The 18644-nt window shown below is 74.2% G+C and carries 15 protein-coding genes; 2 read left to right on the top strand and 13 right to left on the bottom strand.

The genetic code is table 11. The features are described 5' to 3' along the window. Positions 1-24: 24 nt before the first annotated feature. The 3 genes from ACGFRB_RS30335 to ACGFRB_RS30325 form a co-directional block, all read right to left on the bottom strand. Positions 25-2784 carry a DUF6493 family protein gene (locus ACGFRB_RS30335; RefSeq protein WP_393247605.1) on the bottom strand — a complete coding sequence of 920 codons (2760 nt, stop codon included), beginning with the start codon at positions 2782-2784 and terminating at the stop codon, positions 25-27. Next, positions 2781-4187: an SWIM zinc finger family protein gene (locus ACGFRB_RS30330; RefSeq protein ID WP_393247603.1), complete on the bottom strand. Its 1407-nt coding sequence runs from the start codon at positions 4185-4187 to the stop codon at positions 2781-2783. The genes ACGFRB_RS30335 and ACGFRB_RS30330 overlap by 4 nt, the downstream gene beginning before the upstream one ends. Positions 4188-4312: 125 nt before the next feature. Then, entirely contained in the window at positions 4313-5932 is a 1620-nt protein-coding gene (locus tag ACGFRB_RS30325; protein ID WP_393247601.1) for an alkaline phosphatase D family protein, read from the bottom strand. A 282-nt stretch (positions 5933-6214) separates the two neighbouring features. Between ACGFRB_RS30325 and sigJ the strand changes: the two genes are divergently transcribed. Then, positions 6215-7168: an RNA polymerase sigma factor SigJ gene (sigJ, locus tag ACGFRB_RS30320; protein WP_393247599.1), complete on the top strand. Its 954-nt coding sequence runs from the start codon at positions 6215-6217 to the stop codon at positions 7166-7168. Positions 7169-7452: 284 nt separating this feature from the next. Then, positions 7453-8193, top strand: coding sequence for a GntR family transcriptional regulator (locus ACGFRB_RS30315; RefSeq protein WP_393247597.1), 741 nt, complete (start codon positions 7453-7455; stop codon positions 8191-8193). 115 nt (positions 8194-8308) lie between these two features. Here the strand turns inward: ACGFRB_RS30315 and ACGFRB_RS30310 are convergent, their stop codons facing one another. From ACGFRB_RS30310 to bioD, 10 genes are all read right to left on the bottom strand, one after another. Then, complete coding sequence (locus ACGFRB_RS30310) at positions 8309-9466, bottom strand: ROK family transcriptional regulator (protein WP_393247595.1); 1158 nt, start codon at positions 9464-9466, stop codon at positions 8309-8311. A gap of 439 nt (positions 9467-9905) precedes the next feature. Continuing rightward, a complete protein-coding gene (gene mug, locus ACGFRB_RS30305) occupies positions 9906-10469 on the bottom strand; it encodes a G/U mismatch-specific DNA glycosylase (RefSeq protein WP_393247593.1) in 564 nt (187 codons plus the stop codon). Positions 10470-10480: 11 nt separating this feature from the next. Beyond that, positions 10481-11923 (bottom strand): adenylosuccinate lyase, encoded by a 1443-nt coding sequence (purB, locus tag ACGFRB_RS30300; protein WP_393247591.1) that lies wholly within the window; start codon positions 11921-11923, stop codon positions 10481-10483. A 59-nt stretch (positions 11924-11982) separates the two neighbouring features. Continuing rightward, complete coding sequence (locus tag ACGFRB_RS30295; RefSeq protein WP_393247589.1) at positions 11983-12804, bottom strand: SGNH/GDSL hydrolase family protein; 822 nt, start codon at positions 12802-12804, stop codon at positions 11983-11985. A 137-nt stretch (positions 12805-12941) separates the two neighbouring features. Further along, complete coding sequence (locus ACGFRB_RS30290) at positions 12942-13961, bottom strand: hemolysin family protein (protein ID WP_363007773.1); 1020 nt, start codon at positions 13959-13961, stop codon at positions 12942-12944. Beyond that, on the bottom strand, positions 13958-15298 hold the full coding sequence (locus ACGFRB_RS30285; protein ID WP_393247587.1) for a hemolysin family protein: 1341 nt from the start codon (positions 15296-15298) through the stop codon (positions 13958-13960). The genes ACGFRB_RS30290 and ACGFRB_RS30285 overlap by 4 nt, the downstream gene beginning before the upstream one ends. 167 nt (positions 15299-15465) lie before the next feature. Beyond that, on the bottom strand, positions 15466-15900 hold the full coding sequence (locus ACGFRB_RS30280; protein ID WP_393247585.1) for a GNAT family N-acetyltransferase: 435 nt from the start codon (positions 15898-15900) through the stop codon (positions 15466-15468). 513 nt (positions 15901-16413) lie between these two features. Beyond that, positions 16414-17289: a TIGR03621 family F420-dependent LLM class oxidoreductase gene (locus tag ACGFRB_RS30275; RefSeq protein ID WP_393247583.1), complete on the bottom strand. Its 876-nt coding sequence runs from the start codon at positions 17287-17289 to the stop codon at positions 16414-16416. A gap of 38 nt (positions 17290-17327) precedes the next feature. Then, entirely contained in the window at positions 17328-17672 is a 345-nt protein-coding gene (locus ACGFRB_RS30270) for a VOC family protein (RefSeq protein WP_393247580.1), read from the bottom strand. 10 nt (positions 17673-17682) lie between these two features. After that, the gene (gene bioD / locus ACGFRB_RS30265) at positions 17683-18492 is read right to left on the bottom strand and encodes a dethiobiotin synthase (protein WP_393247578.1); all 810 of its coding nucleotides are present in this window, start codon (positions 18490-18492) and stop codon (positions 17683-17685) included. Positions 18493-18644: the final 152 nt, after the last annotated feature.

Raw genomic sequence — 18644 nt, 5'->3', positions numbered from 1 at the left:
TGGGTTAAGGGACGATCTGTCCCTTTACTGGCAGGTTTCGGCCACTTCTGACGTCACCCGATCGGCAGCGCTCCCGAGCGCGGCCCGCAGCCGCCGCGCCTGCGTCACCAGCTGCGAGGAACCCGGCCGGTCCGCCGCCCGCGCGAGCCCCGCGATCTCCCCGGGCCGCCCGCCGCACCGCTCCGCGCACTCCGCGGCCACCGCGACCACATCCCCGGCCCCGCGTACCGCCCGCTCCGTGCCGAACAGCCCCGGCAACAGCTCCACGAGTACGGCGAGGACCGTGGCGTACGCCCCCGTCGCGGCGGCCGTACGGGCCGCGTCGGCCAGCCGGTTCGGCTTCACCGTCCCGTCGGCCACCAGTTCCGCGAGCCGCGTACCCAGCAGCGCCGGGTCCAGCTCCCCGCGCGACGCCAGGACCAGCAGCGCGTCCACCGCCGCCAGCCGGTCCTCCGCGTGACGGCAGCCCAGGCCGAGCGCGACCGCCAGATGCGTGGCCGGACCCACCGGACCGTCCGCCTCCGCCAGCGCCGTCAGCACCGACGCCGCCCCGCGCTCCTCCCGCTCGGCCCCGCCCGCCACCGAAGGCAGCAACCAGGACGCCAGCGTCTCCCGGTCGTCCGGCAGCACCCCCGGCCACAGCGGACTCAGCCCGGACCAGTGGTACTGGTGGCAGCCGCGCGTGATGTCCGTCAGGGAGGCACCCAGCCAGGCGAACACCTCCGGGAACTCCTCCCGGATCACCCGCCGCTCCCGGACCGTCATCACCAGCCGGTCCGCGAGCCACCACCCGCCGCCCGACGCGGTCCCGCTCCGGGACAGCAGCCGCAGCCCGGGCGTCAGCGGCTCGTCCGCCGTCAGCCAGTCCGCGAGCCGCCCGCCCGCCCGGGTGCCGAGCGCCGCCGCCTCACCGGCGGCCTCCGCCGCCGACGGATCGGCCTTCCGTATCCGCAGCAGCGCCTGCGCCAGGTCCACCGGCAGCGGCTCGACGCCGGCGTCCCGGTAGACGCGCAGCCGCTCCACCAGCGCCATCGGCTCGATCGCCCCCGTGTGCAGGGTGGGCGTGGCCAGCAGGAACGGCACCGGCGCGGCCGAGACCACCTGCCATGCCGCCTCCCATATCCGGGTGTCGATCGTCCGGGTCAGCGCCTGGTGCGCACAGGACGGCGTACCGCCGGGCCGTCTGCGGGCGATGTCGAGCTTCCCGGGCCGCACCGTGCCGAGCAGCGCGGCGAGCACGGTGTGGACGCCGTGCGATCCATCGGTCACATGGTCGGCGGACTCCAGCCGGTACGACCCCGCGAACGCCTCCCGGACGGCCGCCGCCAGCGTCTCCCGGTCGTGGTACGCATGGCGGACGACCCCGTCCAGCGCCCGCTCGAACTCCTCCAGCGACTCGTACGGATGCCGCTCCAGGGCGACCAGGTCCGCCACCAGCTCGGCGACCGTCTCCGCGGCGGGCGCCACCGGAGCCGGCTCCGGCACCGGGGGCAGTACCTCCTCGTACGGGGCGGCCGCCACCGGAACGCTCACCCCGAACAGCTCCGCCGCGGCCGTCCGGTGCACCGGGCTCAGCAGCTCCACCGCGCCCGCCAGCTCCGCCCGCACCCCGGCCTCCACGTCCGCCAGATGACGGCCCACCAGGGCGAGCGCCCGCTCCTGGATCACGGTATCCTCGTTCCCGAACGCGTCCGTGATCACCGGCAGCAGCTCCGCAGCCGCCCCGGGGTCCTTCCGCAGCACCTTGCCCAGCAGTGTCAGCTGCGCCCGGACCAGTTTCTTCTCCGTGCGGAACAGCACCGCGCCGGACATCTCCGCCAGCTCCCGCGTCCCGAGCCCGCCGTCCAGGGCCAGTTCACCCAGCACCTCCTGCGCGTACCCGGCGACCGGCGACGGACCGTCCGCCACCATGCCGAGCCAGTCCGCGATCCGCCCGCGCCGCTCCTTTGCCGTCGTGCCGAGGGCCTGGAGCAGCGCCAGCGGGAAGCGCAGGTCACGCGGCCGGCCACCGCGCAGCAGCCGGGACACACAGGCGTCGGCCAGCGCCGCCCGGTCCAGGATCCCCTCGTCGGCGAGCGCCTTCAGCGCGCTCGGCCAGGGAGCCTCCCCGGCCGGGCCCATCGGCCAGGCGAGAGCCTCGGGCGTCTCGGTCAGCTCGATCACCCGGGGGACGAGCAGGGGCGTGTGCGGGTCGGCCCGCAGCCGGTCCACGGGCTCACCCTCGGCCCATGTCCACGTCCGCGTCCAGCCCCGCACGTACCCCTCGGAGACCGGAACCGGGCCGCCCGAGCGCACCACCAGCGCGTGCACCAGGCCGTACTGCTCCTCGGCCGTGGCCGGACGCTCCGCCAGTCGGCACGCCAGATCCCCGAGCCATTCGGTGTCCCGGCCTTCCAGGACATCGAGGACGAGGTGGCCGTACGACTCGCCCCAACCCGTCAGTTCACGCGAGCCGATCCACCCGGCCGCCGCGGCGGCGCCCGAGTGACATCCCGCTCCGGCCACCCACAGCGCGCGCCGCACCGTTTCCTGCACGCGCCAGCGGTCCCAGCCCCAGCCCCGTACCTCCTTGCGCAGCTCCTTCAGCTCCCCGAGGAGAGCCTTGCGTGCCGCCGGGTCCAGCGGCTCCAGCAGCCGCGGAATCTCGGCATGCCGCCCCGCCCGCACCGCGGCCATCAACTCCGCGCCCGCGCCGGTCGCCACGTCCGTCGCCACGTCCGCCCCCGTGTCCGTCGTACTCGTCGTCGCCATCGTCGTCATCGCCGTACCGCTCCCCGTCGTCATCGCGCACCCCTCACGCCCGTCTCCGCCAGCGCCCCGGCGCGCACCCCGCGCCGGGCCATCCGCACCGCCAGCGCGTGCTTGCACGGCCCGCGCCGGCCCCGGTACTCCGCCCACCACGCGCAGGTGCAGCTCAGCCGGCCGTCCGCCGACTCCCGTATCCGATAGGTCCGTTCACCCGACACCACCGACGCCGGCTCCCCGGCCGGGCCGCCGCCCGGCGTCACCGCGCCCTCGGCCAGCAGCCTCCGCGCGTCGACGAGACGCGGATTGTGCCGCTCGGCGCGATCCGCGTCGTACGGCAGCTCCCGGTGGAAGTACGCGGCGTCCGCCACGTCGTACCCCACCCGCCCCGCCGTGCCGAGGTGGGTCAGCGCCGCCCGCACCCGCGCCGAGCTCAGCCCCGACCGCTCGGCCAGCTCGGCCGTGTCGATCCGCGGCTCCCAGGCCAGCAGTACCGCGACCAGCTCCGCGTCCCCGGCGGCCTCCTCGGTGGCCAGCGCCTCCAGGACACCGCCCTCGCCGGAGAATCCGCGCGCCGGGTCGGGGGAGAGCGTCAGCGTGAGCCGCATCCCCGGCAGGGTGATCTCCCAGGCGCTCGGCACGGGCCGCCCGTCCGGCACCGGCCCGTACACCCGCAGGGCCGTCGCGTGCCGCAGCACCCGCTCCAGCGCGACCAGCCGGTCCGGCCCCGCCAGACACACCGCGCCCGCGACCGGCCGGGTCGTCGGCCGCAGCGTCCGCCCCGTCGGCACCACCCACAGGGGTCCCCGGCCCCGCGCCCCCGAGCGCGGCAGCGACCGCAGGAACCGCACCGCCTCCGCCCCCGACAGCTCCGCCCGCAGGTCGAACCCCGCCGACGCGACCTGCGCCTCCGCGAAGCCGCGCAGCCAGCGGTCCGGCAGCGGCACCTTCTTCTCCACGACCGGCCCGTCGAGCGTGGTCACCGCCAACTCCTCCGGCCCGACCCGCAGATGCAGCGGATCGTCCCCGGTGAGCCGCGACAGCGCCTCCCGCAGCGGATTGTTGACGTCCACGTTGGTCGTGCCGTGCCCGGTCTCCGCGCCGTCGAGCCCCGCGCTCAGCACGTCGAGGCGCGCGTACACCCCGCCGCAGCCCGAGAAGGACTCGAACCGGAGCCGGTCGCCGTTGCCCGTCACCACCGGGTCCAGCGAACCCGGCCGCATCCGCTGGTGATAGCGGGCCGAGGCCACGTCCGCGACGGCCAGCAGTCCCCGCGCGGTGATCTGCGGGGAGGTCAGAAACCCGGCGAAGAACCGGGGATGGGCCTCGGCACCGCGCGGCGTGAGGCCCCCGGCCGTCTCCAGGCCGAGCAGCCGCCCGGAGCCCGCGGACTCCAGGGCGGACGGGCGTGCGTAGGCGAGCGCCTGTACGGATCGAGTCATGGAAAAGACGGTAGGACCCGGCACTGACAATCGACCGTGAACGCCCTCCCGCCCCCTCCCGGCCCCCCGCCCGCAACCCACTCGAACCCCGCCCGCACCCCGTCCGACCCGCGGTGACGGGGCGTCTACTGGCCGACGCGGCCCGGCTGGAGCACCTTCGAGAAGAGCACCAGACCACCCTCGGCGCGCAGCCGCACCGTCAGCTCCCCGCTGTCGCCGTCGATGTCGACCTCGCCGAAGTACTGCGGGCTCTCCATCGGCGAGACATTGGCCCGCCGCGGTGCCCGCACGAACACCCGCTCCGGGCCGAACGTCGGGTCCAGCGCGTTCGCGGGGAAGCCGCCCGCCGCAAGCGGCCCGGAGACGAACTCCCAGAACGGCGCGAAGTCCCGGAACGCCGCCCGCTCCGGGGCGTAGTGCTGCGCCGAGGTGTAGTGCACGTCCGCCGTCAGCCACACCGTGCCGGTGATCCGCTGGTGCTTGATGAACCGCAGCAGTTCGGCGATCTGGAGTTCACGGCCGAGCGGCGCGCCCGGGTCGCCCTGCGCGACCGCCTCGAAGTCGGTGGCCCCGTCGGTCACCACGAGCCCCAGCGGCATGTCGGCGGCGATCACCTTCCACACCGCGCGCGACTGCTTCAGCTCCCGCTTCAGCCACGTGAGCTGCTCGGCGCCCAGGATGCCCACCGTGTCGTCGGCCTGCCGGCCGGGCGAGTTGGCGTTGCGGTACGAGCGCATGTCGAGCACGAACACATCGAGCAGCGGGCCGTGGCGCACCACCCGGTGCACCCGTCCCTCCACCCGGTTCGCGCCCCCGCGCGCGTGGAGCGTGGACACCGGCGTGTACTCGGCGAACGCGCGCGAGGCGCGGGCCGCGAGGACGTCGATGCTCTTCTCCGTGTAGCGGGCGTCGTCCAGGATCTGGCCCGGGTACCAGTTGTTGCGCACCTCGTGGTCGTCCCACTGGACGATCGAGGGGACCTGGGCGTTGAACGCGCGCACGTTGTGGTCGAGCAGGTTGTAGCGGAAGTTGCCCCGGTACTCGGCCAGGGTCTCGGCGACCTTCGCCTTCTCCGGGGTGGTGATGTTCCGCCAGACCCGGCCGTCGGGCAGCGTGACGCTCGGCTCGATCACCCCGTCGGCGTAGATGGAGTCGCCGCTGCACAGGAAGAAGTCAGGGTCGAGCCGGCGCATCTCCTCGTACGCGCGATAGCCGCCGATGTCAGGGTTGATGCCCCAGCCCTGTCCGGCGATGTCGCCCGACCACAGGAACCGCACCCCGTCCCGGCGCCGGTCCGGGGCGGTGCGGAAGGTGCCGGTGACCGGCTCGCCGGTGCGGCGCGGGTCGTCCGGGTCCGCGAGGGTCACCCGGTAGTGGATCTGCTCGCCGGCCGGCAGCCCGCCGAGCGCGGTGGTGCCGGTGAAGTCCGTCCCGGCGCCGAGCAGCGGGCCCTGATGGCGGCGCACCCGGCGGAACGACGCGCTCGACGAGGTCTCGACGAACATCCGGGCGGGCCGGTCCGAGCGGACCCACACCAGGCCCGAGTGCGCCGTCACGTCACCGGTCTGCACACCCCAGGCCGCCGACGGCCGCCCGGACAGGGCGAGCGCCGGACTCGCCAGCGCCCCGCCGCCCGTCGCGGCCAGCGTGGCGGCGGACACGGCGAGGGAGCCGCGCAGCACCGTACGGCGGGCGGGCAGCGGACCGGTGGTGCCGTGCGGCAGGCCGGGGAGGGACTGGGACATGCGAACGCCTCCAGGAAGCGGGGAACAGGGACCGTCGGCCCCATCCCTAGCGCCCGGGAGCGGCGGGCAGCCCAACCCCGTGTGAACAACAGCCTTGTCCGCGCGGCCCTCCTGACGCCGGTGCGGGGCAGGGCGTCCTGGCATATGACCAAGCAACCCTGCCCCGACGTCTCGCCGGGGGACCCCGGAAGCGGCGATTACCGGTGAGTAGAGTCGCGGGCACGACGTCCGGCGTGACGGGATCCGCCCCGCCCGCCGGCGGGAATGGGGGAGCCGACCGAGATGACCACCGATCAGAGCAATCCGGGCGAAGTGGCCGACGGGGCCGGCCCGGCCGGGTACGCCGACCGGCCGGGTCCGGCCGATCCGACGGCGGTGTTCGAGACTCACCGGGCGATGCTCACCGGCGTCGCCTACCGGATGCTCGGCCGCGCCGCCGACGCCGAGGACGTCGTGCAGGAGGCGTGGCTGCGCTGGTCCGCCGCCGACCGAGGCGATGTCCGCGAACCCCGTGCCTTCCTCGTACGCGTCACCACCCGCCTCGCCATCGACAGGCTCCGCCAGGCCCAGTCCCGCCGCGAGTCCTACGTCGGCCCCTGGCTGCCCGAACCGGTCGTCACCGACTTCGGACCCGCCGTCCCCGACACCGCCGAACGAGCCCTCCTCGCCGACTCCGTCTCCCTCGCCCTGCTCGTCGTCCTCGAATCGCTCTCGCCGCTCGAACGCGCCGTCTTCGTGCTCCGCGAGGCGTTCGGCTTCCCCTTCGCGGAGATCGCCGCCGTCCTCGACCGGGGCGAGGCCGCCGTACGCCAACTGGCCGCACGCGCGCGTAAGCACGTCGACGAGGGCCGCCCCCGCTACGACGTCGACCCCGCCGAGCGGCGCGATCTCACCGAACGGTTCCTCGCCGCCGCCACCGGCGGCGACCTCGACGCCCTGCTCGCGATGCTCGCGCCCGACGCCCGGCTGGTCGGCGACAGCGGCGGCAAGGCCAAGGCGCCGCTGCGGATCATCGAGACCGCCCGCAAGATCGGCCGGTTCCTCGTCGGCGTCTCGCAGCGCGCGGACGAGGTCTACGAGTACCGCTTCGAGGAGGTCAACGGCGCGACGGCGCTGATCAGTCTGGTCGGCGGCCGGATCGACGCGGTCTTCCAGATCGAGGTCCAGGGCGGCCTCGTCGCCTGTGTCTACATCCTGCGCAACCCGGACAAGCTGCGCGGACTCGCACGCGGCTGAACACCCCGGCGGCGCGGGGCCCGCCGCGTCCCTCCCGACCCCGCCGCGCCCTCCCGGGCCGCCCCGGACGCCCGGGAGGGCGTTGTGCTGCGCCGGGGACACGGCCGCGCGAACGTCCCGTGAACGATCAAGACCATCTTGCCCCGTTCGCCCCTCCCTGACGGAGGATTGGTCTTGACCAAGGGTGTGCGGCGCCTTATCGTCGCATCGTTAGTGCAGGAACCTTTAATAAACAAGGCGCGGAAAACACGCCGCGGGACACGGCGAACGTGCGGAGGATCAGGGTGGGGACCACGCAGCTGGAAGCAGCTCCGGAGCCGAAGTACTGGCACCTGCGGAACGTGATCGGCGAAGCCCTCGACACGGAGTTCGCGGTCGGCGAGATCCTGCCGAACGAGCGCGAACTGGCGGCCCGCTTCGGCGTCGCCCGCGCCACCCTCCGGCAGGCCCTGGAGCAGCTGGAACTGGAAGGCCGGCTCCAGCGCCGCCGAGGCGTCGGCACCACGGTCGCCCCGCCGCGCGTCGGCGTCGACGTCTCCACCGCGGCACACGCCTGGCCCGGTGTCGGCGACGACACCTGGCAGCCCGTGGACGGCGTCGCGGGCCGGGCCCCGTCCGCCGTCGCCCGCCTCCTGGACATCCGTTCGGCGGAGCCCGTTCACATCGTGCGCCGGCTGCGCCTCAGCGCCGGTCTGCCCGTCGCCGCCGAACTCCTCTACGTTCCCGAGCTGTCCGTGCCGGGCCTCACCGCGACCGCCGCCGCCGGCGGCCCCACGGGCGCCCGCGCCGTCCTGCGCGAACTCCAGCGGCTCAGCCTGGACGGCCAGGACCGCTCCGTCGAGCTGGGCTCCGCCCGCGCCGACGACGCCCGGGAACTGGACCGGCTGCCCGGCTCGCCCGTGCTCGTCGTGACGACCCGCTACCTCTCGGCCGGCCGTACCGCCGCCGTCTCCGTCGCCACCTACCGTGCCGACACCTGCCGGCTCACCTTCGGCGACTCCGGCGACCTCGCCATGGCTTCCTGACGACCCCTGGACGGGACGCACCGACACCGCACACAATGGAAATGGCCCCGGGGCACGCGCCCCGGGGCCATTCTCATCGCGTGTACGGGCCCTCGGCCATCACGCGTACGGGCCTTCAGTGGCGGGCCGTCACCGAGCCCTCCACCGCGAACAGCTGTTCCTCCACATGGTCGAGCGCGAGACGCAGCGCCCCCGTCGCCACCGCCGCCTCGCCCAGCATCGACAGTGCCACCCGCGGCGGCCGCAGACAGAACCTGGCCAGCTCCTCGCGCAGCGGCTGGAGCACCCCGTCCAGGCCCGCCGCCCAGCCGCCGATCACCACCAGCTCCGGATCGAGCGCCAGGACCAGCGCCGCCACATCGTGGACCAGTCGCTGGATGAACCGTTCCACCGCCGCCCCGGCCCGTGCGTCACCCTGCCGGGCCAGCGCGAAGACCTCGGCGACCGCCTGCTCGTCCAGCGGGTGCAGCGGCTCGTCCGTCGTCGACAGCAGATGCTCGGGGGTGGCGCCCCGGCCGAGCAGGTGCAGCGCCCCGATCTCGCCCGCCGCCCCGCCGTACCCCCGGTGCAGCCGCCCGCCGATCAGCGAACCGGCCCCCGGGCTGAGCCCCGCGAGGACGAACACGATGTCGTCGGAGTCCGTCGCGGCACCCTTCCAGTGCTCGGCGACCGCCGCCGCGTTGGCGTCGTTCTCCACGATCACCGGGCAGCGGAACGACCGCCGCAGCCGCTCGCCCAGCGCCAGCCCGGTCCACCCCGGCAGCGCCGTGCCGAGCCGCACGGTGCCGTCGGCCTCCACGATGCCCGGGGTGCCGACCCCGACCGCCCGCAGATTCGACCGGGGCACCCCGGTCCGGCGCAGGACGTCGGCCACGACGGCCCGGACCCGGTCGAGCCGCTCGTCCTCCGGGGCGGTGTCGGCGACCTCGCGGGCGCCGGAGCCGACGATCCGCCCGTCCAGACCCGAGATCAGCGCGGCGACCCGGTGCGGGCCGATCTCGACACCCAGCAGATGTCCGGCCTCCGCCCGGAAGCGGAACCTCCGCGCGGGCCGCCCCTGGCGTCGTGTCCCCGGCTCCTCGGGCGCCGCTTCGACGACCAGACCCCCGTCGATCAGGCCCTCGGTCACGCCTTCGACCGTCGGCCGGGACAGGCCCGTGACCCGGGTCAGATCCGTCAGTGTGAGCGCGCCGGAGCCCCGCAGCGCGTGGAGCACCACCGCGGAGTTGATCCGTCGCAGGAGCGAGGGATCCCCGCCGGTCAGCCGCCCCACCGTCTGTCCTCCCAGCTCGTGCGCTTCTTTGCCCGGATGGTACTCAATGCCCTTCGAGAAGTCCCCCGTACCCCGGGGCCGGTTCGGTGCCGGTGCCGCTGACGGCCCGCCAACTGTCAGTGCGAGACGGTTCGCTGGAGCCATGCGCACTTCGACGGCACGACTCCTCACCGGGCTCGTCGCCCTGACCACCCATGCCTTCCCGGACGGAACCGAGAGCACCGGGCCGCGCTCGCCACCAGCGAGGGATTCCGGGCGGACGACGGCCCGCCCGCGCCGCCGCCGAGGAGCGGTACGAAGCGGAACGGGCCGGGTACGTTCCTCCGCCCGCTGGGGCGCTCCGCGGGCCTTCGAGCTCTGGCCGGACCTCGAACGACATGGCCGGGGACGGCGGGTGGGCAGCGGGCCGCAGGCCGTACGCCGGGAGCCGTGACCGGCGTCAGCCCCGCAGGTCCGGCATCCCGGCCGCCTCCCGCAGCCGCGCGTACTCCTCGGCCATCGACTCCGCCGTCCAGTGGGCGTTCAGCCCGCTCGGGTTGGGCAGGACCCAGATCCGGGTCGCGCCGATCGTCCGCTCCTGCGGCCCGATCGCGGCCTTCTTCTCGCCGAAGGCCGTGCGGTACGCCGTCACCCCGACGACCGCGAGCCGGCGCGGGGCCAGCCGCTCCACCTTCGCGGTCAGGATCCGGCCGCCCTCCCGGTACTCCTCGGCGCTCAGCTCGTCGGCCCGCGCGGTCGCCCGCGCCACCACGTTGGTGATGCCGAGGCCGTACGAGAGGAGTTCGCCCTGCTCCGCCGGGGCCAGCCGGCGCGGAGTGAACCCGGACAGGTGCAGCACGGGCCAGAAGCGGTTGCCGGGCCGGGCGAAGTGATGGCCGGTCGCGGCCGTCATCAGGCCCGGGTTGATCCCGCAGAAGAGCACCGAGAGACCGCCCGCGACCACATCGGGGACGATGCGGTCACGGGCGGCCTGGAGCTCCTCGGGGGAGAAGCGCGCGGTCATGGCCGAAGAGGTCAGAGGATCGCGCCGGGCGTGTAGCCCGCGGCATCCGGGTGCTGCTTGGCGATCTCCTCGATCCGGGAGACCACGACGGCGACCTGGTCGGCGGCGGCACCCGTGAAGGAGAGCTTGTCCGCCATCAGCTCGTCGAGCCGCGCGCGGTCCAGCGGGATCCGCTCGTCGGCGGCCAGCTTGTCGAGCAGCTCGTTGCGCTCGGCACCCTGCTCGCGCATGGCCAGCGCGCAGGCCACGGCGTTCTCCTTGATGGCCTCGTGCGCGACCTCGCGGCCCACGCCCGCGCGCACCGCGCCCATGAGGACCTTGGTGGTGGCGAGGAACGGCAGGTAGCGGTCGAGCTCGCGGGCGACGACGGCGGGGAAGGCGCCGAACTCGTCGAGGACGGTGAGGAAGGTCTCCAGCAGGCCGTCCAGGGCGAAGAACGCGTCCGGCAGGGCCACCCGGCGGACCACCGAGCAGGAGACGTCGCCCTCGTTCCACTGGTCGCCGGACAGCTCGCCGGTCATCGACGCGTAGCCGCGCAGGATGACCATGAGGCCGTTGACGCGCTCGCAGGAGCGGGTGTTCATCTTGTGCGGCATCGCGGAGGAGCCGACCTGGCCGGGCTTGAAGCCCTCGGTGACCAGCTCGTGGCCCGCCATCAGCCGGATGGTCTTCGCGATCGACGACGGGGCGGCGGCCAGCTGCACCAGGGTGGTGACCACGTCGTAGTCGAGCGAGCGCGGGTATACCTGGCCGACCGAGGTGAAGGCGTGCGCGAAGCCCAGGTGGCCGGCGACCCGGCGCTCCAGGTCGGCCAGCTTGCCCGCGTCGCCGCCGAGCAGGTCCAGCATGTCCTGCGCGGTGCCGACCGGGCCCTTGATCCCGCGCAGCGGGTAGCGGCCGAGCAGCTCCTCCAGGCGCGTGTACGCCACGAGCAGCTCGTCGGCGGTGGTCGCGAAACGCTTGCCGAGGGTGGTGGCCTGGGCGGCGACGTTGTGCGAGCGGCCGGCCATGACCAGCTCCGCGTACTCGGCGGACAGCTTGCCGAGCCGGGCCAGGACGGCGACCGTACGGTCCCGCATCAGCTCCAGGGAGAGCCGGATCTGGAGCTGCTCGACGTTCTCGGTGAGGTCGCGCGAGGTCATGCCCTTGTGCACGTGCTCGTGACCGGCGAGGGCGTTGAACTCCTCGATCCGGGCCTTGACGTCGTGCCGGGTGACCTTCTCGCGCTCGGCGATCGACGCCAGGTCGACCTGGTCGATCACCCGCTCGTAGTCGGCGAGCGCCGCGTCCGGCACCTCGATCCCGAGGTCCTTCTGGGCACGCAGCACGGCGAGCCACAGCCGGCGCTCCAGCTTCACCTTCTGCTCGGGGGACCAGAGGACGGCGAGCTCCGCGGAGGCGTAGCGGCCGGCCAGGACGTTGGGGATACGGGGCTTCGCAGTCACAGCAGTCACATGTCCAGATTCTACTGGTCTTTCATGCAGGTCAGCGCCACGGTCCGGACTGGAGGTTGCTACGAGACGGGCGTCACTCCGTCCGTGCCCCGAGGTGGTCGGCCGGCGTCCGGGCCCTCGTACGGCAGCAGCTCCGGGCGCTTGGGCGGCAGACCGTCGCCGGACGAGCGGCCGGTGAGCCGGCGGCCGATCCAGGGTCCCAGGTGCTCCTTGGCGAAGCGGGCGTCGGCGATACGGCGCTCCGCCCAGCGCGGGCGCGGGCCCGGCGCGAGCGGGGTGCGCCAGTCCTCCTCGGCCGGCAGGCCCAGGGTCTGCCACACGGCCTCGGCCACCCGCCGGTGCCCCTCGGCCGTCAGATGGAGCCGGTCCACGTCCCACATCCGCGGGTCGCCGAGCGCGGGCGCGCCGTACAGGTCCACCACCAGGGCGCCGTGCCGGGCGGCCAGCTCGTCCACGTACCCGAACAGCTGCTCCATGCGCGGCCGGAAGCGCTCCATGACCGGGCCGTTGCGGCCCGGGCTGCGCATCAGGACGAGCTGCCCGCAGGACGGCGCCAGCCGTTCGACGGCCTCGCCGAGCAGCCCGCGGACCCGGCCCATGTCGCAGTTCGGGCGCAGGGCGTCGTTGAGCCCGCCGACCAGGGTCACCACATCGGCCTTCATGGCCGCGGCCGGGGCCACCTGCTCGTCGACGATCTGGCCGATCAGCTTGCCGCGTACGGCGAGATTGGCGTAACGGAAGCCGGGGGCGCGGGTGGCGAGCCGGCCCGCGAGGACATCGGCCCAGCCCCGGTAGGAACCGTCGGGCCGCAGGTCCGACATGCCCTCGGTGAAGCTGTCGCCCACGGCGACAAGGCTGGTGTACGTGGCATTCATCTCCATGGCCCAGCGATCGTACCGCGCGGTATGCGCCGCCCGGCGGGGGAGTCGGGCGGCCAGGGGGAGGGGAACGGAACGGAGCGGGGGAGGGGCCCCGGGGATCGCGTCCCCGGGGCCCCTCCCCGTCACATGTCGCGAGGTCACTGGGCCGCGGGCCGGCCCACCAGCTCGCGCAGCACGTCCTCCATCGTCACCAGGCCGGCGAGCGCGCCGTGCTCGTCGATGACCGCCGCGAGATGGGTGCGGCTGCGCCGCATCGCCGTCAGTACGTCGTCCATCGGGGTCGACGCCCGCACCCGGGCGATCGGCCGCATCGCCGTCACCGGGAACGGCAGATCGCGCGGGGTGGCGTCCAGGGCGTCCTTCACATGGAGGTAGCCGAGGATCCGGCGGGTGTCGTCGAGCACCGGGAAGCGGGAGAACCCGGACCGCGCCGACAGCGCCTCCAGCTCCTCCGGAGTGGTGCCCACGCGCGCGTAGACGACCCTTTCCGCCGGCATCACGACATCGCCCACCGGGCGGCGGCCCAGTTCGAGGGCGTCGTGCAGCCGCTCGGTGGCCCGGTCGTCGAGGAGACCGGCGTCACCGGCGTCGGTGACCATCCGGGCCAGCTCGTCGTCCGAGAACGTGGCCGCGACCTCGTCCTTCGCCTCGACCCGCAGCAGCTTCAGGATGCCGTTGGCGAAGGCGTTGACCGTGAAGATCACCGGGCGCAGTGCCCGCGCCAGGGTCACCAGCGGCGGGCCGAGGAGCAGGGCGAGGCGGACCGGCTCGGCCAGCGCGATGTTCTTCGGCACCATCTCGCCGAGCAGCATGTGCAGATACGTGGCGAGGGTCAGCGCGATCACGAACGAGATCGGGTGCACCAGGCCGTGCGGTACGCCGACCGCGTCGAACACCGGCTCCAGGAGGTGCGCGATGGCCGGCTCGGCCACGATGCCGAGCACCAGGGTGCACAGCGTGATGCCGAGCTGGGCGGCCGCGAGCATCGCCGAGACGTGCTCCAGACCCCACACGACCTTGCGGGCCCGCCGGTCGCCGGAGTCGGCGAGCGGCTCGATCTGGCTGCGGCGTACGGAGATCAGGGCGAACTCGCCGCCGACGAAGAAGGCGTTGGCGACCAGCGTCAGCAGACCGATCAGCAACTGGATCACGATCATCGGCCGGCCTCCTCGTCCTGGCCGGCGTCGCCCGCCGTCGGGGCGTGCAGCAGTACGCGCGCCGCCCGCCGCCCGGAGGCGTCCACGACGTCGAGCCGCCAGCCGGCCAGGTCCACGCGGTCACCGGTGACCGGGATCCGGCCGAGCGCGGTGGCGAGCACACCCGCCAGGGTCTCGTACGGCCCCTCCGGGAGCCTGAGGCCGATGGTCTCCAGCTGGTCGGTGCGGGCCGCGCCGTCCGCCGACCACAGGATGCGGCCGTCGGTGTCCTCGCCCGCCGGAGCGAGATCGGGGGTCTCGTGCGGGTCGTGCTCGTCGCGCACCTCGCCGACGACCTCCTCGACGATGTCCTCCAGAGTCGCGACGCCGGCCGTGCCGCCGTACTCGTCGATGACCACGGCCATCGTCTGCTTGCCCGAGAGCCGGTCGAGCAGCCGGTCCACGGTCAGGCTCTCCGGGACGAGCAGCGGCTGGCGCAGCAGATCGCCGATCGGGCGGCGCGGCCGCTCCTCGGCCGGTATGGCCAGCACGTCCTTGATGTGGGCGATGCCGACGACCGTGTCGAGGTTGCCCCGGTAGACGGGGAAACGGCTCAGACCGGTCGCGCGGGTCGCGTTGGCGACGTCCTCGGCGGTGGCCCGCATCTCCAGGGCCGTGACCTGGACGCGCGGGGTCATGACGTTCTCCGCCGTCAGCCCGGCCAGGTTGAGCGTACGGACGAACAGCTCGGCGGTGTCCGCCTCGAGCGCGCCCGCCTTGGCGGAGTGACGGGCCAGCGCGACCAGCTCCTGCGGGGAGCGGGCGGAGGCCAGCTCCTCGGTGGGCTCCAGACCGAGCCGGTGCAGCACCCGGTTGGCGGTGTTGTTGAGATGACTGATCAGCGGCCGGAACGCGGCGGTGAAGATCCGCTGCGGGGTCGCCACCACCTTGACCACGGTGAGCGGGGAGGAGATCGCCCAGTTCTTGGGGACCAGCTCGCCGACGACCATCAGGACGAGGGTCGACAGCGCGGTGCCGAGGATCAGGGCCACTGTGGAGGCGGCCGCGGGGGACAGGCCGACGGCCTCGACGGGGCCGCGGATCAGCTTGGAGATCGACGGCTCGGAGAGCATGCCGACGACCAGATTGGTCACGGTGATCCCGAGCTGCGCGCCGGAGAGCTGGAAGGTGAGCGAGCGGACCGCCTTCAGGGCACTGGCCGCGCCGCGCTCGCCGCGTTCGGCGGCGGCCTCCAGCTCGCCGCGCTGGACGGTGGTGAGGGAGAACTCGGCCGCGACGAAGCCACCGCACGCGAGTGCCAGCAGCAGGGCGACCAGCAGCAGTACTACCTCGGTCATCGGATCACCTCCGTCCCTCGACGCATCCCATGATCAGTCAGGGAGGGGTGGACCGCGCGATGTCGGTTGCGGGAACGGCTACTGGGAGGCTCGCCCATGGGCGGACGCTCACACCTTTCGGTAGATGATCGACGGAGTCCTCCCATGGTAAAGGAGCGGCAAAGGGTTCAGTCGGTGGGCGTGGCCAGCGGCTTCACCCAGCGCCGCCAGTGGTCCTCGCGGTGGTAGCCGGTCGCGGCCCACGCCTGGTGGGCCGGTTCGTTCGCCTCCAGGACCATGGCGTCGGCGCGGCGGCCGCCCAGGGCGGCGAAGCGCGCCTCCGCCGCCTCCAGCAGAGCGGTGGCGACGCCCTGCCTGCGGTGGCCGGGGTGGACGGCCAGCCGGTAGGCGGAGCACCGCCAGCCGTCGAAGCCCGCGATGACCGTTCCGACGAGGAGACCGCCCCGCTCGGCGAGGAGCAGGGCCTCGGGGTCCCGGGCGATCAGCCGGGCCACCCCGTCGCGGTCGTCGCTGATGCTGGTGCCCTCGGCTGCCTCGCGCCAGAACCACAGCACGGTGTCGATGTCGGAGGAGGCGGCATGGCGGATGTCAAGATCGTTCATGGCACGAGCCAAGCAGGCCGGCGGGGCTCCGGGCGAGCCGATTCCACGGAGTGGAACGGTGCGGCCCGCGGGTGAACGCCTGGTGGAGGGCGGGGCGACTGCCACAGTGACGGGCTGGATCCTCCCCGTGCCGCCGTGCTCGTCTTCGACCGGGACGCGTGCCTGACCGCCTTCGCGTCCCCCGCCCACGCCGTGAACCACCTGGAGACGATCGATGTCTTCGAGGGCGAGTACACGGTGTACTCGGCCGACGGCCGCGTGGGGGAGCCGACCCCGCCCGACGGTCTGCGGGGCCCGGTCGCGCTGACGCCGGCCGGCGCGTACGACGTGGCCGGTCTGGAGCGCGGGGTCGCATGCTTCCGGGAGCGTCATGGTGACGGCCGGGCCGCGCTCGGCCCGGCGGAGACGGCCCGCCTTCTGTTCGACGGGGCCGGCCGGGCCGCCGGCCTGAGCCGTCGGCCCGCCGCCGGGTCGTTCCCGTCTCTCCCGGGCGCCCGTGCCCGGCCGCGAAGGTCAGGAGGAGGCTCCGGGCGCGGGTTCCCGCTCGCGCAACTCCGCGATCACCGGGCCGAACGCCTCCATCGAGTCGTCCAGCACCGTGAAGTAGGAGAAGCCGAGCCGCTCCCGCAGGGCGAGGAGCCGGTCGGCGATCTCCCGGACCGTTCCCACCGCCAGGATCGGCAGGTCCAGGATCTGTTCCTCGGTGAGATACGGCACGGCGGGCCGGAACTCCGCCACCGCCGCCGCGCGGTCCTCGGTCACCTCGACCCGCTGGAGCAGCAGATTGCGCTCCGCCGGTACCACGCGCCCGGCCTCCTTCTCGAAGCCCGCGTACGCCTCCACGCGCGCCGCCAGTTCCTCGGCGGTCAGGACGGTCGCCGTGGTCCCCTCGAACCGGCCGCCGGAGAAGGCCGCCACGCGGGCGTGCCGGGCGGCGAGCCCCAGGACCCGGTCCCCGTTGCCGCCGATGAGCAGCGGCACATCGGCCGTCGGCTCCTTCGCCAACTCCTTCACCACGGCGGCCAGATGGTCTACCCGGGGGCCGGGCGGCAGGAAGGGGAGGCCCGCTTGCTCGTGCTCCGCCGCCACATAGCCCGTGCCCAGGCCGAGTTCGAGCCGGCCTCCGGTCAGGGCGGCGGTCGTCGCCACCTCGCGGGCCAGTAACACCGGGTTGTAGAAACCCGCGTTGAGGACGAAGGTGCCCACCCGAGGCCGGGTGGTCGTCTCGGCCGCGGCCACCAGGGACGGGAAGGGGGCGGGCGCGCCCAGGTGGTCGGCGATCAGGATCAGGTCGTACCCGAGTTCCTCGGCGCGGCGGCAGCGCGTCCGCCACTCGTCCCCGCTGCCGGGGGCCAGCATGTTGACGGCGAATCGGAACGGCAACACCACGGTGGTACCTCCTCGTTGACGACGTCGGCCTCGTGAACCTACCCCGTCACGAAGCAGAACTCGTTGCCCTCGGGGTCCACCATGACCTGGAAGGTGCCCTGTTCGTCCGTCACGGGCGCGCCGGACCTACCCGCGCCCAGCGCCAGCACCTCCTCGGCCGCCGCCACCGGATCGGCCACTTCCACGTCCAGATGGACGCGGTTCTTCGCCGCCTTGCCCTCCGGCACCCGCTGGAAGGCAAGGCGGACGAATCCGGGCGGGTCGACGTACGACCAGTCCGGACTCCGGTCCACCGGGGTGCCGCCGAGCAGCGCCGCCCAGAACCGTACGAGGGCGGCCGGACCGGCGCAGTCGAAGACGATCTCCTGAACTCGTGCGCGCATGGACGTCAGCCTACGGACGGCGGGCCGGGGCCGCCGCCGGTTCGGCGCGGGACTCCGCACACGGGGTGGGAGCCGGGGCCGGGAGCGGGGCCCGGGGCGCGTACGAGGCCGCGAAGGAAGCCGTGAAGGCCGCCGCGTCCCACGAGCCGCCCAGCGCGGGTGCCAGCCACGACGGGGCCGCCGCCCGGAACGCCCTGGGCGTCAGCGCGCCCGCGCCCTGCGGCACCGCGCCCAGCAGCGGCGCGCCCGCCGCCCTCGGCAGATCCGCCAGATTGCACCGCGCGGCCAGGTCCGGGCCGGCCGGCCAGCTGCCCACCACCACACCCGTCTGCTCGATCCCGCGCGCCCGCAGCGCCTCGGCGGTCAGAGCCGTCGAGTTGAGGGTGCCGAGCCCGGCGGGAGCGACCACGAGGACCGGCGCCCCGAGCAGCCGGGCCGCGTCGGCGAGGGTGCCGCCCTCGTCGTCGAACCGCACGAGCAGCCCGCCCGCGCCCTCCACCAGGACCAGGTCGTGCGACGTGGCCAGCTTCCGCGCCGCCTGGGCCACCTCGCCGGGGGAGATTGGGGCCATTCCGGCCCGGCGGGCCGCCGTGTCGGGCGCCAACGGCTCCGGGAATCGCGCGAGTTCGGCCCCGGTGATCGCGCCCGAAAGCCGCACGGCCTCGTCCGCGTCTCCCGCCTCCCCGAAGCCGAGCCCGGTCTGCGCGGGCTTCAGCACGGCGACACTCCGCCCGGCGGCGGTGGCGGTCGCGGCGAGGGCGGCCGTGACGACGGTCTTGCCGATCTCGGTCCCGGTGCCGCTGACGACGATCACGGTCATCTGAACTGTCCTTCTCTCGTACGGAAAATCCCCGGGCGCTCCCGCGCCCCGGGCACCCCGGGCGCTCCCGCGCCCCGGGCACCCCGGGCGCTCCCGCGCCCCGGGCACCCCGGGCGCTCCCGCGCCCCGGGCACCCCGGGCGCTCCCGCGCG

Source organism: Streptomyces sp. NPDC048718, from assembly GCF_043198875.1.
Lineage (GTDB): Bacteria > Actinomycetota > Actinomycetes > Streptomycetales > Streptomycetaceae > Streptomyces.
Note: the sequence above shows the minus strand (reverse complement) of the source record. Positions and strands in the feature narration are given on the sequence as shown.

Coding starts and splice junctions, on each gene's coding strand:
- bioD (WP_393247578.1), bottom strand. CDS start 18,492: ATGACCGTGATCGTCGTCAGCGGCACCGGGACCGAGATCGGCAAGACC.
- mug (WP_393247593.1), bottom strand. CDS start 10,469: ATGACCGCGCGCTTCTCCCCCGAGGAGCTCCAGGCCGCCCGTGACCGC.
- ACGFRB_RS30330 (WP_393247603.1), bottom strand. CDS start 4,187: ATGACTCGATCCGTACAGGCGCTCGCCTACGCACGCCCGTCCGCCCTG.
- sigJ (WP_393247599.1), top strand. CDS start 6,215: ATGACCACCGATCAGAGCAATCCGGGCGAAGTGGCCGACGGGGCCGGC.
- ACGFRB_RS30295 (WP_393247589.1), bottom strand. CDS start 12,804: ATGGAGATGAATGCCACGTACACCAGCCTTGTCGCCGTGGGCGACAGC.
- ACGFRB_RS30325 (WP_393247601.1), bottom strand. CDS start 5,932: ATGTCCCAGTCCCTCCCCGGCCTGCCGCACGGCACCACCGGTCCGCTG.
- ACGFRB_RS30290 (WP_363007773.1), bottom strand. CDS start 13,961: ATGATCGTGATCCAGTTGCTGATCGGTCTGCTGACGCTGGTCGCCAAC.
- ACGFRB_RS30335 (WP_393247605.1), bottom strand. CDS start 2,784: ATGACGACGGGGAGCGGTACGGCGATGACGACGATGGCGACGACGAGT.
- ACGFRB_RS30280 (WP_393247585.1), bottom strand. CDS start 15,900: ATGAACGATCTTGACATCCGCCATGCCGCCTCCTCCGACATCGACACC.
- ACGFRB_RS30270 (WP_393247580.1), bottom strand. CDS start 17,672: ATGCGCGCACGAGTTCAGGAGATCGTCTTCGACTGCGCCGGTCCGGCC.
- ACGFRB_RS30285 (WP_393247587.1), bottom strand. CDS start 15,298: ATGACCGAGGTAGTACTGCTGCTGGTCGCCCTGCTGCTGGCACTCGCG.